The sequence below is a fragment of the Pseudomonas pichavaramensis genome (genome assembly GCF_050473265.1).
Lineage (GTDB): Bacteria > Pseudomonadota > Gammaproteobacteria > Pseudomonadales > Pseudomonadaceae > Aquipseudomonas.
In genome coordinates this window covers 72,297-86,412 of the sequence record NZ_JBJKFJ010000010.1, presented here as the reverse complement: position 1 = coordinate 86,412, position 14,116 = coordinate 72,297, and the positions used below count along the sequence as shown (strand labels likewise).

Genomic DNA, 14,116 nt, shown 5'->3' with positions numbered 1-14,116 from the left:
AACCTGGCTGTAGCCGAGTCGCCTACTAACAATGAATAAGAAAGGACATTTGCGATGCACAAGCTTTCCAAAGCTTTGCTGACGCTGCTTGCCACCAGCGTCATGACCTGGGCCCAGGCCGACGAGGCCGAGGTCACCCTCAAGGTTCATCACTTCCTGCCAGCTCACTCCGTCACTCAGGCCGACTTTCTCAAGCCCTGGGCAGAGAAGATCACTGCCGAGTCCAACGGCCGGATCCAGTTCCAGTTCTACCCCTCGATGCAACTGGGCGGCACCCCGCCTCAGCTGATCGACCAGGCGCGTGACGGCGTAGCCGATATCGTCTGGACCCTGCCCGGTTACACCAGCGGCCGCTTCCCGCTGACCTCGGCGTTTGAAATGCCGTTCATGAGCCGCTCCTCGGAAGCCAGCAGCCAGGCCATGTGGGATTTCCTCGAAGCGCACGGCCAGAAAGAGTTCGCCGACGTTCACCTGCTCGCCACCCACCTGACCGATGGTGCACTGCTGCACACGGCCAAGAAGCCGGTGCGCAGCCTGGCCGACTTCCGCGGTCTGAAGCTGCGTTCAGCCAACCGTATCTCGACCAAGCTTATCGCCATGCTCGGCGCAACCCCGGTGGCCATGCCGGTTCCCCAGGTCCCCGAGGCGCTGTCCAAGGGCGTGGTCGATGGTGCCGTACTGCCATGGGACGTGGTCCCTGCGCTGAAACTGCAGGAGCTGGTCAAGTACCACACCGAAATGGCGCCGGGCCAGCCAGCGTTGATGCATACCGCGCTGGTGCTGGCGATGAACCCGGCGAAGTACGCCAGCCTGCCCGATGACCTGCGCAAGATCATCGACGACAACAGCGGCCGGGAACTCTCCCGCCAGGCGGGCCACATCTGGGACACCAACGTGATCGAGACCGGACACAAGCTGGCCGAATCACGCGGCAACGAGATCTATGTGCTGCCTGCCGACGAGCAGGCCAAATGGATGGCCATCGGCCGCAAGCTGGACAACGACTGGATCAAGGAAGTCGAGAGCAAGGGCAACGAGAACGGCGCCGCGCTGCTGCAAGAAGTGCGCGACCTGATCGAAGGCTACAACGCCAAGCTGCCTGACTGACTGATCGTCAATCCTCGTTGTCCTGGCCGGCACTGGCGGTGTCGGCCCTGCGGAGTTCTCTCATGATCGAAAAACCTGCCGTTGTCGGGCAGTCTCAACGCACGCGCCCGCTCGGCCAGCTGCTCGATGCCCTGGCACGCTGGCTGGCGCTGGCCGGTGGTCTGGTGCTGGTCGCCATCACACTGCTGTCGGCCTACAGCATCACCATGCGCAGCCTCTTCGACGCGCCACTGCTGGGCGATGTCGAGCTGGTGCAGATGGGCTGTGGCGTGGCCGTGGTGAGTTTCCTGCCACTGTGCCAGCTGCGTCGCAATAACGTCATCGTCGATGCGTTCACCCTGCGCGCTTCGGTCAGGCTGCGCAGCTATCTGGATACGTTCGGCTGTCTGCTGATGGCCACCTGTGCCGCCCTGCTGGCCTGGCGCTCGGCAATCGGCACACTCGACACTTACCGCAACGGCGAAGAGTCGATCATCATGGGTATTCCCATGTGGTGGTCGATGACGCTGTTCGCCCCCGCGTTCGCCTTGCTCTGCGTCGTCTCGCTGTACACCGCCTGGCTCGACCTGCGTGGTGAAGGGGGTCAGCCATGAGCAGTGTTGCCCTCGGCGGTCTGTTCCTCGCCGTACTTCTGGTGCTGCTGGCCATCCGCATTCCGATTGCCATCGCCATGCTGTTGACCGGCATTGGCGGCTACGTCTCGATCAGCGGCTGGGACCCGCTGCTCAACTACCTGAAGACGGTGGCCTACGCCCGCTACACGGTGTATGACCTGTCAGTGATTCCGCTGTTTCTGCTGATGGGGCAGTTCGCCTCACGCGGCGGGCTGGCGACCGGTCTGTTTCGCGCGGCGGCGGCCATGGTCGGACACTGGCGTGGCGGCCTGGCGATCTCGGCTATCGGCTCCTGCGCGGCCTTCGGCGCGGTCTGCGGTTCCTCCGTGGCCACCGCTGCGACCATGGGTCAGGTAGCCCTGCCGGAGCTGCGTCGCTACAAGTACTCCAACTCGCTGGCAGTGGGCTGCCTGGCGGCCGGCGGCACACTGGGCATTCTGATTCCGCCCTCGGTGGTGCTGGTGATCTACGCCATCCTCGCCCAGCAGAACATCTCCACGCTGTTCATGGCCGCCTTCGTGCCCGGCATTCTCGCCGTCATCGGCTACATGATCGCCGTGGCCATCTACGTGCGCCTGTTCCCCGACTCCGGGCCGGCGCAGGAGCGCGCGAGCTGGAAGCAGCGCCTGCAGGCGCAACAGGGCGTGTGGCCGGTGCTGCTGATCTTCCTGGTGGTACTGGGCGGTATCTACGGCGGCTGGTTCACTCCGACCGAAGCGGCGGCCATCGGTACCGTGGGCACGGGGCTGTTCGCCTTCACCCTGGGCAAGATGCGCCTCGCCGAGTTCAAGGAAGTGTTGCTGGGTACCGGCGTGACCACGGCGATGATCTTCATGATCCTGCTCGGCGCCGATGTGATGAACGCCTTCCTGGCCATCTCGCAGTTGCCCAACTTCATCGCCGAGGCGATCAGCGGCGCAGGCCTGCCGCCCTTCCTGGTACTGGCCGGAATCCTGATTCTGTATCTGTTCCTCGGCTGCGTGATGGACACCATGTCGATGATCCTGCTAACCATCCCGATCTTCTTCCCGGTGATCATGGGGCTGGATTTCTACGGCCTGGATCAAACGGAAAAGGCCATCTGGTTCGGCATCCTGGCGCTGATGGTCGTGGAAATCGGCATGGTCACCCCGCCACTGGGCATGAACGTCTACGTGATTGCCGGCATGGCGCGCGACATCCCCATGCGTGACGCCTTCAGAGGCATCGTGCCGTTCCTCGTCTCGGACATCGTGCGCGTGGTCATCCTCGTGCTCTTCCCATCGATCACCCTGTGCCTGGTGCGCTGGCTGACCTGACAGAGGACTCGCGATGCATTCAGGCAAACGCCGCTGAACCCCGAATAACTGCCACCACTCTCCCCGATGTAAAAGCGTATCCGCCATGCGGAGGGGAGCTTTCAACCTTGAGAAAAGGAAACGATAACAATGAAAAGAGTTCTCTACCTCGCTCCCAGCGCGATCGCCATTGCCGTCATGGCTTCCAGCGTCTCGGTCGGTGCTCAGGCCGCCGGCTTCGTCGAAGATGCCAAGGTCACCCTCGGCCTGCGCAACTACTACTTCAACCGCAACTACCTGAACGGCACCGACCCGATGATCGGCCCGGCGGGTAATCGTGAGCGCCAGGGCCAGGCCGAAGGCTGGACCCAGAGCTTCATCCTCGACGCCCGCTCCGGGTTCACCGAAGGCACCGTCGGCTTCGGCCTGGACGTGCTGGGCCTGTACAGCATCAAGCTCGATGGCAACCGTGGCGCGGCCAATACCAACCTGATGCCGATCCATGACGATGGCCAAGCCGCCGACCAGTTCGGCCGCACGGCTGTCGCCGCCAAGGCGAAGATCTCCAAGACCGAGCTGAAGGTGGGTGAGTGGTTCGCCGTGCTGCCGATCCTGCGTGCCGACGACGGCCGCTCGCTGCCGCAAACCTTCCAGGGCGCCCAGCTGACCTCGAATGAAATCGACGGCCTGACCCTGTACGGCGGCCAGTTCTGGAAGAACAGCCAACGCCATGACGCCAGCCGTGAAGAGATGTCGTTCAGCGGCGTGGAAGGCGACGACTTCAACTTCGCCGGTGGTGAATATCGCTTCAACGGCAACAACACCATGGTCGGCGTCTGGCACGCGCGCCTGGAAGACGTCTACAAGCAGAGCTACGTGCAGCTGACCCACAGCCAGCCAGTCGGCGACTGGGTGCTGGGCGCCAACCTCGGCTACGTCTACGGCAAGGAAGAAGGCGCGGCGAAAGCCGGCAACCTGGACAACAAGGTGTATCAGGGTGCCTTCACCGCCAAGACCGGCAACAACAGCTTCATGCTCGCCTACCAGCACCTCAGCGGCGATACCAAGTTCATGCGTATCGACGGCGCCAGCGGCGGCACCCTGGTCAACGACGGGTTCACCAACAGCTACGACAACCCGGAAGAGCGCTCCTGGCAGATCCGTCATGACTACAACTTCGCCGGCCTCGGTATCCCGGGCCTGACCCTGATGAACCGCTATGTCAGCGGCTCCAACATCCACACCGGCGGCCGTACCGATGCCGAAGAGTGGGGTCGTGAGTCCGAGCTGGCCTACACCATCCAGGAAGGCACGCTGAAGAACCTCAGCGTACGCTGGCGCAACTCCAACGTGCGCCGCGACGTGGGCCAGGACATCCATGAGAACCGCCTGATCGTCAACTATCCGCTGTCGATTCTGTAAGCACCGCGCAACATCGCTGCACAAGTGACTCCTAGTGTTACGGCACGTTCAGCCCGTCCTCGTGACGGGCTTTTTTTTCATGTGCACCTGTTCGAGGAAGTACCACCATGCGCTGGATTATCGAACGCAGCGCCGACCTCAAGGTCGGACACAAGCTTCTGCTGGGTTTCTCACTAGTCATGCTACTGACGCTGGCCGTGGCATTGGGCGGTTGGCGTACCGCCGAGAACATCCTGCGCCAGGCTGCCCAGGCGCTTCAGGTTGCAGACCTCAAGCAAGAGATTCTGCAGCTTCGCCTGCTGGAAAAGGATTACCTGCTGGCACCATCGGCCAGCCATGAGACGAGCATTGCCGAGCAACATGCGCACATTGCTGCGCAGCTGACGGCTCTTCCCTCCTCCGGCGAACAAGCGCAGCTGGTGCAGGGCAATGACGCCTATCAGCAGCAGTTCGCTCAACTGCGCGCGGCGCAGTCACAGGCAGGCACCGCACAGACCGGAATGGCGATACGCGCCGACGAGGCGCTGATCCAGTTCGAGATGGTGACCCAGGACCAGTTCGGTCTGATCCGCAATCAGTTGTTCGATGGCCTGACGCCCACGCAGAACAGCATCGAGCAGACCGAAGCAGCAGCACGCCTGAGCCAGGAGCTGCTGCAACTGCGCCTGGCGGAAAGTCAGTTCATCCGCAGCGGCGATAGCGGCGACGTCGATCAGTGGCAAACGCGCTTCAGCGCCATGACCGAAGCGGCCCAACAGTTGCGGGCACAACTCGAGGCTCTGCAACAGGCCTCGCTGGACGAAGCGCTGCGAGCGCTCGACAGCTACCGCGAATCCTTCGAGCACTATCGCCACAGCCTGGAAAACGAACAGCAGAGCCGCGAGCGGCTGGCGGATCTGGCGCAGGCCATGCTGCAGAACGGCAGCGAACTGCAACAGCATCAGCAGTCCGCCATGCGCGAGGGCAATCGCACGGCTCTGCAAACCCTAGCCCTGCTGACGACGGCAGCACTGCTACTGGCGCTACTCGCCAGCTGGCTGATCCGCCGCCTGATCGTAGGCCCACTGCAACACTGCCTGCAGTTGGCACAACAGGTCGCAGCCGGCGATCTGGGTGGTGTCCGCAGCAACGTACACCGTGATGAGGTTGGTCAGTTGCTGGGCGCCCTGCACACCATGCGCGACCACCTGCGCCAACTGATCGAGCGGATCGGCAGCAGCGCGACACAGATTGCCGCAGCGGCCGAGCAACTCTCGGCGGTCAGCGAGCAGACGCGCGCCGGGGTTCGCGAACAGAGCGAGGAATCCAGCCAGACGGCCTGCGCCATGCAGCAGATGGTCACCAGCGTGCAGCAGGTGGCGGGCGATGCCGAGCAGGCATCGCAAGCTGCGCAGCAGGCGGAGCAACAGGTTCGCGACGGCGACCGCCAGGTGCGTCAGGTGGTCGAGCAGATCGAACGTCTGGCGGCCGAAGTCGTGCACACCGGCCAGACTGTCAGTCAGGTGCAGAACGAGAGCCAGCGCATCGGCAGCATGCTGGACGTGATCAAGTCGGTCGCCGAGCAAACCAACCTGCTGGCACTCAACGCCGCCATCGAGGCCGCTCGCGCCGGCGAGCAAGGCCGCGGCTTTGCTGTGGTCGCCGATGAAGTCCGTGCGCTGGCACGCCGCACCCAGGACTCCACCCGCGAGATCGAAGCGCTGATCGCCAGCCTGCAGCAGCGCGTGCAACAGGCCGTCGCCCAGACGCAGTCCAGCCAGCACCTGAGCCAGGATGCCGTAAGCAGCGTCGAGCAGGCAGGGCAGAGCCTGGCGCGCATCAATCAGGCCGCAACGCTGATCGAGCAGATGAACCAGCAGATCGCCAGCGCCGCAGAGCAGCAGAGCGCGGTCGCCCTGGAAATCAACCGCAGCCTGGACAACGTGCGCGCCATTGGCGAACAGAGCGCCAGCGCTACCGAACAGACCGCACTGTCCAGCGCCGAACTGGCCAGGCTCGGTAGCGAACTGCAGGTACAGATCGGCCATTTCCGCACCTGATGGCGGCCTTCTGTGGGGCACTCTAGCCGCAGTCGCGGCTGAAAGCCGCTCTGTCACGGGCGTGCAGGATTGCCTCCGTGATTGCCCCCTGACCCATCAGCTGACCGCTAATCGCACGACATCCCGCGATTCTGCACAGGCGCGGCCTTGGCGGGCTGTGCAGCCGCATATAAAATATGGAACCAAGTTCCAATAAATAACAAAGCGGGAGATCTACCATGTCCGATGCCTCACTAGACTGCGACCTGCTGGTGGTCGGCTCCGGCGCCGCCGGGCTGGCGGCTGCCGTCAGCGCCGCGCACCTGGGCAAACGGGTGATTCTGGTAGAAAAAGCACCAGTGCTCGGCGGTGCCACAGCCTGGTCCGGCGGCTGGTTATGGGCGCCGCGCAATCCCCTGGCCCAACGCGCGGGGATCAATGAGGACATCGAGCAACCACGCACCTACCTGCGCAACGAGCTGGGCGCGCACTACAGCCCTGAGCTGGTGGATGCCTTTCTGGAAAACTGCGCAGAGATGGTGGCTTTCTTCGAACAGCACACGGCCCTGCAATTCGTCGACGGTAACGGTATTCCCGACATGCACGGCGATACTCCCGGCGCCGCTACCGGCGGCCATCAGGTGATCGCCGCGCCCTACGCCGGCCGTGAGGTGCTCGATCTGCTGCCACGCTTGCGCAAGACCATGCGCGAGACATCCTTCATGGGTATGCCGATCATGGCCGGTGCCGACCTGGCTGCCTTCCTCAACATGACGCGCTCCCCCAAGGCATTGCTGCACGTGACCCGGCGCTTCGTCACGCACCTCTACCACCTGGCTCGCTATGGCCGCGCCATGCACCTGGTCAACGGCGTGGCGCTGATCGCCCGCCTCGCTCGTTCGGCGCAGGACCTCGGCGTGCAGATGCTGGAGTCCACCCCGGCGCAGCAACTGATCATCGAAGACGGCGCCGTGTGCGGCGCCGTGGTGCAGCGTGAAGGCAAGCTGCTGAGCATTCGCACCCGCGCCGTGGTACTGGCTGCCGGCGGCTTTCCCAACGATCCGCTGCGCCGCCAGGCGTTGTTCCCGCGCGATGTCAGCGGCCATGACAACCTCGCCCTGCCGCCCAGCAGTTGCTCCGGCGATGGCCTGCGCCTGGGCGAGTCGGCCGGCGGCCGGGTCGCCGACGACCTGCGTTCGCCAGTGGCCTGGGCACCAGTGTCCAAAGTGCCCTACGCCGACGGTAGCCACGGTCACTTCCCGCACATCATTGATCGCGGCAAGCCCGGCATCATCGGCGTGCTGCAAAACGGCCAGCGCTTCGTCAACGAAGCTGGCGGCTACTACGACTACGTCGACGCCATGCTCAAGGCCATTGCCGAGGATCAGGAAGCCTGCTCCTGGCTAATCTGCGACCACCGCTTTCAACGCCGCTATGGCCTCGGCTTCGCGCGCCCGGCCCCGCTGCCTGTGGGGCCGCATATCCGTAACGGCTACCTCAAGCGCGGCAGAACACTCGAAGAGCTGGCCACCGTCTGCGGCATCGACCCGGCCGGCCTGGTCGCCACCGTGGGCGAGTTCAACCGCCATGCCCGTAACGGCGAAGACCCGCAGTTCGGTCGTGGCAGCACGCCGTTCAACCGCCGCAGCGGCGATGCCCAACACGACGGCGCCAACCCCTGCGTGGCGCCCATCGAACATGGCCCTTTCTACGCGGTAAAAGTTCAGCCGGGCTGCTTCGGCACCTTCGCCGGATTGCGCACCGACGGTCACGCGCGCGTGCTGAATGCAGAGGGGCAAGCGATACCCGGGCTCTATGCCGCAGGCACGGACATGGCCAGCGTCATGGGCGGGCACTATCCATCAGGCGGGATCAACATCGGTCCGGCGCTGACCTTCGGCTACGTTGCGGGGCGTCACGCAGCGACGCTCTGAGCGCTATCTGCCAGGGATGGCAGGCATAAAAAAGCGCCGCCCGGATGCGTGGTCCGGGCAGCGCCTACGTTGCTCGGGTGAATCAGTCCTGCAGCGACTCCACGCCCAACTCGTCCCACACGGCCTCGGCCAGGTGGAAAGTGGCGTTGGCCGCCGGAATGCCGCAGTAGATCGCGCTCTGCATGATCACTTCCTTGATCTCGTCGCGGCTCACGCCGTTGTTCTTCGCCGCGCGCAGGTGCAGTTTCAGCTCGCCCTCGCGGTTCATGCCGATCAGCATGGCGATGGTGATCAGGCTACGAGTGTGACGCGGCAGGCCGGGGCGGGTCCAGATATCGCCCCAGGCATGCCGGGTGATCATTTCCTGGAACTCCTCGTTGAACGGCGTCAGGCTCTGCAGGCTGCGGTCAACGTGGGCATCGCCCAGCACCGCGCGGCGTACCTGCATGCCGGCTTCGTAGCGTTGTTTTTCGTCCATAGCATCACTCCGAAAAAGAATCGGTGCGCGCAGCGCACCCTACCGTAGGGTGCGCTGCGCGCACCGATGGTTTTACTGGTTCAGGAAATCCAGCACACGCTGGCTGAAGACATCACCGGCCTGCACGTTGGACAGGTGCGCGGCATAGAACTCCAGCAGCTTGGAGCCCTCGATCCGCGCCTGCATGAACTGGCCATCGGCGGTGGTGGTCACCGGGTCGGCGCTGCCACAGACGATCAGCGTCGGCGCGGCAATGCTGCCGAGCTGCTCGCGGAAATCGGCATCGCGCACTGCCGCGCAGTTGGCCGCATAACCCTCGGGCGAAGTCTGCGCCAGCATGCCGACGATGGGCTCGACCTGGCCCGGATTGGCCTCGGCGAAATCGGCGGTGAACCAGCGCGAGATCGACGCATCACGCAGGCCGCGCATGGCTTGTTCGCCGTCGGCCAGCACCATCTCGATGCGTGGGTTCCACACCTCGGGCGTGCCGATCTTGGCAGCGGTGTTGCACAGCACCAGGCGGGTGATGCGCTCAGGGGCGTTGATGCCCAGCCACTGGCCGATCAGACCGCCCATCGACAGGCCGCAGAAGCTGGCCTGCTGGATGCCCAGCGCATCGAGCAGGGCCAGCACGTCGCCGCCCAGTTGCTCGATGCTGTATGGGCCGGGGCTGACCAGCGACTGGCCGTGGCCACGGGTGTCGTAACGCAGCACGCGAAAGTGCTGGGTCAGCGCGGCAATCTGCGCATCCCACATGTGCAGGTCGGTGCCGAGGGAGTTGGACAGCACCAGCACCGGCGCAGCATCCGGGCCTTCGAGCAGGTAGTTCAGATCGCCATCGGCGAGACGTACGGCAGGCATGAATCAGTCCTCACGCGAAAATTTCTGATGTTCGGCAACGGCCCGCTCGACCCAGCGGCGGGCCTGGCCCAGGTATTGTGCGGCGTCGAGCAGGCGGTCCAGCTCGGCGGCGGAAAACTGCGCGCTGATCTCGGCGTTGGCACCCAGCACGGCGCGCAGGTGCGCGCCCTGCTGCACCGCCTGGCGGCAGCACTGCTCGACCAGATGATGAGCGGCGTCGCGGCCGATTTTCTGCGCCAGGGCGATGCTCACCGCCTCGGCCAGCACCAGGCCCTGAGTCAGCTCCAGGTTGCAGCGCATGCGCGCGGCATCCACTTCCAGCCCCGGCACCAGCAGCAGCGCCTGCTGCAGCGCGCCGGACACCAGGCAGCACAGCTCCGGCAGGGTTTCCCACTCGGCATGCCACAGGCCCAGGCTGCGCTCGTGCTCCTGCGGCATGGCCGCCAGCATCGTTGCTACCAGGCCCGGCGCCCGGGTGGCGGCGCCGATCAGCACGGCGGCGCCGACCGGGTTGCGTTTGTGCGGCATGGTCGAGGAACCGCCCTTGCCCGGCGCGGAGGGCTCGAACACTTCGCCAGCCTCGGTCTGCATCAGCAGGCTGAGGTCGCGGCCGAGCTTGCCCAGGCTGCCGGCAATCAGCCCGAGCAGGCTGGCGAACTCCACCAGGCGGTCGCGCTGGGTGTGCCAGGGCTGCTCGGGCAGTGTCAGTTGCAGTTCATCCGCCAGCGCCTCGGCCACCGGCCAGGCCTGTTCGCCCAGCGCCGCCAGGCTGCCGGAGGCGCCGCCGAACTGCAGGCTGAGCAGGCGCGGCTTGAGTTCCTGCAGGCGCTGGCGATGACGACTCACGGCGCCGAGCAAGCCGGCCAACTTCATGCCGAGGGTCACCGGCGTGGCCTGTTGCAGCCAGGTGCGCCCGGCCAGCGGGGTGTCGGCATGGCGTTCAGCCTGGACAGCCAGAGCATCGCCCAGGACAGCGAGATCGCGCTCGATCAGCGCGATGGCAGCGCGCAGTTGCAGCACCAGGCCGCTGTCCATCGCATCCTGGCTGGTTGCACCGAGGTGCACGTAGCGCTCGGCCTCGGGGCTGGCGGCGGCGATGCGCTTGCCGAGCGCCTTGACCAGCGGAATGGCGGAGTTGCCCGCCGTAGCGATGGCCTGCGCCAGCGCGGCGAAGTCATAGTGTTCGGCCACGCAGGCAGCTTCGATCGGCGCCACCACAGCGGCAGGGATCAGCCCGGCACGCGCCTCGGCACGCGCCAGCGCGGCTTCGAAATCGAGCATGCCCTGCACCCGCCCGGCGTCGCAGAAAATCGCGCGCATGGCCGGCGCGGTGAAATAGGCATCGAAGAGTTGGTTGCTCACGAGCGAAACGCTCCTGGGAAATTGAACGGCTAGTGTGGCATCAACCAGCGACGGTGCGCACGGAGGTGCACCAGCCAAAGCACTGTGGGAGGGGCTTTAGCCGCGACGGATCAAAAGCCTCGCCGCTGAAGCGCCTCCCACAAGGTCTAGTCGAGGGTCAGACCCGCTCGATGGCCAACGCCAGGCCCTGGCCGACGCCTACACACATGGTCGCCAGACCACGCTTGCCGCCGGTTTTCTCCAACTGGTGCAGTGCGGTCTGGATCAGCCGCGCGCCACTGGCGCCCAGCGGGTGACCAAGGGCGATGGCGCCGCCGTTGGGGTTGACCTGCTCGCTGTCGTCGGCGATGCCCAGCTCGCGCATCACCGCCAGGCCCTGAGCGGCGAAGGCTTCGTTGAGCTCGATGACATCGAAGTCGCTGACCGCCAGGCCGAGGCGCTCGATCAGCTTGCGCACCGCCGGCACCGGGCCGATGCCCATGACCCGCGGGGCGACGCCGGCGCTGGCCATGCCGAGCACCTTGGCCCGTGGCGTCAGGCCATGCTTCTGCACCGCTTCGGCACTGGCCAGGATCAGCGCCACGGCGCCGTCGTTGACGCCCGAGGCGTTGCCGGCGGTGACGGTCTTGCCTTCACCGTTGACCGGCTTGAGTTTGCTCAGCGCTTCCAGCGTGGTGTCCGGGCGCAGGTGCTCGTCGGCCTCGACCAGGGTGTCGGCCTTCTTGCCCTTGATCACCACCGGCACGATTTCCTCGGCGAAGAAACCTGCGGCATGGGCACGACCGGCGCGCTGCTGGCTGCGCAGGGCGAACAGATCCTGATCGGCGCGCGACACCTGGTAGTCGTCGGCGACGTTGTCGGCGGTCTGCGGCATGGCATCGACGCCGTACTGCGCCTTCATCAGCGGGTTGATGAAGCGCCAGCCGATGGTGGTGTCCTCGATCTTCTGGCCACGGCCGAAGGCGCTGTCGGCCTTGCCCATGACGTACGGCGCACGCGACATCGACTCGACGCCGCCGGCAATCACCAGCTCCATTTCACCGGCTGCGATGGCGCGGAAGGCCGTACCCACCGCGTCCATGCCGGAGGCGCAGAGGCGGTTGAGGGTCACCCCCGGAATACTTTCCGGCAGGCCTGCCAAGAGCAGCGCCATGCGCGCCACGTTGCGGTTGTCCTCGCCAGCCTGATTGGCGCAGCCCAGGAACACTTCGTCGATGGCGGTCAGATCGAGCTGCGGATTGCGCTCGACCAGGGCCTTGATCGGCGCTGCCGCCAGATCATCGGCACGCACGGCCGCCAGCGCACCGCCGAAACGACCGAACGGCGTGCGGATGGCGTCGCAGATGTAAACCTCGCGGCTCATTCGTCACCCCCAGCCTGGCCGTGGGCGGCAGCGGTGCGGGCTTCCAGTGCGCGCAGGGCGCTGAGCTCGGTGTCGTTCGGCGCTTCGGTCACCTTGAGGTCGTCGGCGAAACGAATCGCCCAGCCGGTGTTCTCGATCACCTGCTCGCGGGTCACGCCCGGGTGCAGCGAGGTGACGACGAATTCATTGCTGCCGGCTTCCGGCTCCATGATGCACAGGTCGGTGATGATGCCGACCGGGCCCTTGCCGGGCAGGCCGAGCTGTTTGCGGTGGTCACCACCTTCGCCATGGCCGACCGAGGTGATGAAGGCCAGCTTGTCGACGAAGGTGCGGTGCGACTGCTTGAGGATGATCAGCACTTCCTTGGCGGAGCCGGCGATTTCCGGCGCGCCACCGGCGCCCGGCAGGCGCACTTTCGGGTTGTGGTAGTCACCGATCACGGTGGTGTTGATGTTGCCGAACTTGTCCACCTGAGCCGCGCCGAGGAAGCCCACGTCGATGCGCCCGCCCTGCAGCCAGTAACGGAAGATCTCGCCGGTCGGCACCACGGTGTCGGCGGTTTCGGCCAGCTCGCCGTCACCGATCGACAGCGGCAGCACGCTCGGTTTGGCGCCGATCGGGCCGGATTCATAAATCAGTACCACGTCCGGCGAAGAGGTCAGGCGCGCCAGGTTGGCGGCCTTGGACGGCAGGCCGATGCCGACGAAGCAGACGGCGCCATTGTGCAGACGGCGCGCGGCCGCCACGGTCATCATTTCGTTGGTGTTGTAGCCGCTCATTATTTGGCCTCCGCAATCTTGGTCTGGAACTCGGCGAAATCTTCGGTGCCACGGATGTAGGTATCGATCCAGGCGGTGAAGGTTTCACGGTCACGGGCAATCGGGTCCCAGGCCTGATAGAAGCGGTTGTCGCGCTCGTAGTAACCGTGCGCGTAGGACGGATGCGCGCCGCCCGGAACATGGCAGACGGCGGTCAGCGCCCAGGTCGGCAGCACGCAGGCGTTCATCGGTGCATTGAGCTCGTCGACGATTTCTTCGACGGTAACGATGCAACGCTTGGCCGCCAGCGCGGCTTCCTTCTGCACGCCGAGAATGCCCCACAGCAGCACGTTGCCCTTGCGGTCGGCCTTCTGCGCGTGGATCACGGTGACGTCCGGACGCACTGCCGGGGTAGCCGCCAGCTTCTCGCCGGTGAACGGGCACTCGAGGAACTTGATGTTCGGGTTGACCTTGGGCAGGTCGGAACCGGCGTAGGCGCGCAGCAGCGCGAACGGCAGGCCGGAGGCACCGGCCACGTAGGAGTTGGCCAGGTCGGCGTGGCTGTGCTCGTCGAGCTCCAGGGCATTGGGCCACTGCTTCTCCACCGCATCGCGCAGGCGGTGCAGCGAGCCGACGCCCGGGTTGCCGCCCCAGGAGAAGGTCAGCTTGCGCGCGCAACCGGCGCCGATCAGCAGGTCGTAAACCAGATCCGGAGTCATGCGTACCAGGTGCAGGTCTTTCTTGCCCTGGCGGATCAGTTCATGCGAGGCGGCAGTGGGAATCAGGTGGGTGAAGCCTTCGAGTGCGACGCAGTCGCCGTCGTTGACGTAGCGCTTGACCGCTTCGCCCAGGGAAATGATGTCGGCCATCGTATTGTTCTCGTGAAGGTTGCAGGCGCCACCGAGTCGAGCGTGGCGGATGA

General features: G+C 65.3%; 12 protein-coding genes and 1 pseudogene. 7 read left to right on the top strand and 6 right to left on the bottom strand.

Annotated elements, in window-relative coordinates:
* Positions 1-54 precede the first annotated feature (54 nt).
* The 7 genes and pseudogenes from ACJRW5_RS17155 to ACJRW5_RS17125 all read left to right on the top strand — a co-directional run bounded on the left by ACJRW5_RS17155 (position 55) and on the right by ACJRW5_RS17125 (position 8,372).
* Complete coding sequence (locus ACJRW5_RS17155) at positions 55-1,107, top strand: TRAP transporter substrate-binding protein (RefSeq protein ID WP_484571695.1); 1,053 nt, start codon at positions 55-57, stop codon at positions 1,105-1,107.
* Positions 1,108-1,169: 62 nt separating this feature from the next.
* Positions 1,170-1,700 (top strand): TRAP transporter small permease, encoded by a 531-nt coding sequence (locus ACJRW5_RS17150; RefSeq protein WP_484571694.1) that lies wholly within the window; start codon positions 1,170-1,172, stop codon positions 1,698-1,700.
* Complete coding sequence (locus tag ACJRW5_RS17145; protein ID WP_484571693.1) at positions 1,697-3,019, top strand: TRAP transporter large permease; 1,323 nt, start codon at positions 1,697-1,699, stop codon at positions 3,017-3,019. Before ACJRW5_RS17150 ends, ACJRW5_RS17145 begins: the two co-directional genes overlap by 4 nt.
* 177 nt (positions 3,020-3,196) lie before the next feature.
* A complete protein-coding gene (locus tag ACJRW5_RS17140) occupies positions 3,197-4,420 on the top strand; it encodes an OprD family porin (protein WP_484571805.1) in 1,224 nt (407 codons plus the stop codon).
* Between the two features lie 107 nt (positions 4,421-4,527).
* Positions 4,528-5,604, top strand: a pseudogene (locus tag ACJRW5_RS17135) (methyl-accepting chemotaxis protein); the annotation flags it as partial.
* Positions 5,596-6,459 carry a methyl-accepting chemotaxis protein gene (locus tag ACJRW5_RS17130; protein WP_484571804.1) on the top strand — a complete coding sequence of 288 codons (864 nt, stop codon included), beginning with the start codon at positions 5,596-5,598 and terminating at the stop codon, positions 6,457-6,459. The pseudogene ACJRW5_RS17135 and the gene ACJRW5_RS17130, both read left to right, overlap by 9 nt.
* Before the next feature lie 218 nt (positions 6,460-6,677).
* Positions 6,678-8,372 (top strand): FAD-dependent oxidoreductase, encoded by a 1,695-nt coding sequence (locus tag ACJRW5_RS17125; protein WP_484571691.1) that lies wholly within the window; start codon positions 6,678-6,680, stop codon positions 8,370-8,372.
* A gap of 82 nt (positions 8,373-8,454) precedes the next feature.
* Here the strand turns inward: ACJRW5_RS17125 and pcaC are convergent, their stop codons facing one another.
* The 6 genes from pcaC to ACJRW5_RS17095 form a co-directional block, all read right to left on the bottom strand.
* Positions 8,455-8,850 carry a 4-carboxymuconolactone decarboxylase gene (gene pcaC, locus ACJRW5_RS17120; RefSeq protein WP_037000617.1) on the bottom strand — a complete coding sequence of 132 codons (396 nt, stop codon included), beginning with the start codon at positions 8,848-8,850 and terminating at the stop codon, positions 8,455-8,457.
* 72 nt (positions 8,851-8,922) lie between these two features.
* Positions 8,923-9,711 carry a 3-oxoadipate enol-lactonase gene (pcaD, locus tag ACJRW5_RS17115; protein WP_484571690.1) on the bottom strand — a complete coding sequence of 263 codons (789 nt, stop codon included), beginning with the start codon at positions 9,709-9,711 and terminating at the stop codon, positions 8,923-8,925.
* Positions 9,712-9,714: 3 nt separating this feature from the next.
* On the bottom strand, positions 9,715-11,073 hold the full coding sequence (locus ACJRW5_RS17110) for a 3-carboxy-cis,cis-muconate cycloisomerase (RefSeq protein ID WP_484571689.1): 1,359 nt from the start codon (positions 11,071-11,073) through the stop codon (positions 9,715-9,717).
* A gap of 157 nt (positions 11,074-11,230) precedes the next feature.
* Complete coding sequence (gene pcaF / locus ACJRW5_RS17105; RefSeq protein ID WP_484571688.1) at positions 11,231-12,436, bottom strand: 3-oxoadipyl-CoA thiolase; 1,206 nt, start codon at positions 12,434-12,436, stop codon at positions 11,231-11,233.
* A complete protein-coding gene (locus ACJRW5_RS17100; RefSeq protein ID WP_484571687.1) occupies positions 12,433-13,215 on the bottom strand; it encodes a CoA-transferase subunit beta in 783 nt (260 codons plus the stop codon). Before ACJRW5_RS17100 ends, pcaF begins: the two co-directional genes overlap by 4 nt.
* Positions 13,215-14,063, bottom strand: coding sequence for a CoA transferase subunit A (locus tag ACJRW5_RS17095; protein WP_484571686.1), 849 nt, complete (start codon positions 14,061-14,063; stop codon positions 13,215-13,217). Before ACJRW5_RS17095 ends, ACJRW5_RS17100 begins: the two co-directional genes overlap by 1 nt.
* Positions 14,064-14,116 lie beyond the last annotated feature (53 nt).

What these genes read in the sequence shown, in the direction of transcription:
- ACJRW5_RS17150 (WP_484571694.1), top strand. Translation starts at nt 1,170, where the DNA reads ATGATCGAAAAACCTGCCGTTGTCGGGCAGTCTCAACGCACGCGCCCG.
- pcaD (WP_484571690.1), bottom strand. Translation starts at nt 9,711, where the DNA reads ATGCCTGCCGTACGTCTCGCCGATGGCGATCTGAACTACCTGCTCGAA.
- ACJRW5_RS17145 (WP_484571693.1), top strand. Translation starts at nt 1,697, where the DNA reads ATGAGCAGTGTTGCCCTCGGCGGTCTGTTCCTCGCCGTACTTCTGGTG.
- ACJRW5_RS17140 (WP_484571805.1), top strand. Translation starts at nt 3,197, where the DNA reads ATGGCTTCCAGCGTCTCGGTCGGTGCTCAGGCCGCCGGCTTCGTCGAA.
- pcaC (WP_037000617.1), bottom strand. Translation starts at nt 8,850, where the DNA reads ATGGACGAAAAACAACGCTACGAAGCCGGCATGCAGGTACGCCGCGCG.
- ACJRW5_RS17155 (WP_484571695.1), top strand. Translation starts at nt 55, where the DNA reads ATGCACAAGCTTTCCAAAGCTTTGCTGACGCTGCTTGCCACCAGCGTC.
- ACJRW5_RS17095 (WP_484571686.1), bottom strand. Translation starts at nt 14,063, where the DNA reads ATGGCCGACATCATTTCCCTGGGCGAAGCGGTCAAGCGCTACGTCAAC.
- ACJRW5_RS17125 (WP_484571691.1), top strand. Translation starts at nt 6,678, where the DNA reads ATGTCCGATGCCTCACTAGACTGCGACCTGCTGGTGGTCGGCTCCGGC.
- pcaF (WP_484571688.1), bottom strand. Translation starts at nt 12,436, where the DNA reads ATGAGCCGCGAGGTTTACATCTGCGACGCCATCCGCACGCCGTTCGGT.
- ACJRW5_RS17130 (WP_484571804.1), top strand. Translation starts at nt 5,596, where the DNA reads ATGCGCGACCACCTGCGCCAACTGATCGAGCGGATCGGCAGCAGCGCG.
- ACJRW5_RS17100 (WP_484571687.1), bottom strand. Translation starts at nt 13,215, where the DNA reads ATGAGCGGCTACAACACCAACGAAATGATGACCGTGGCGGCCGCGCGC.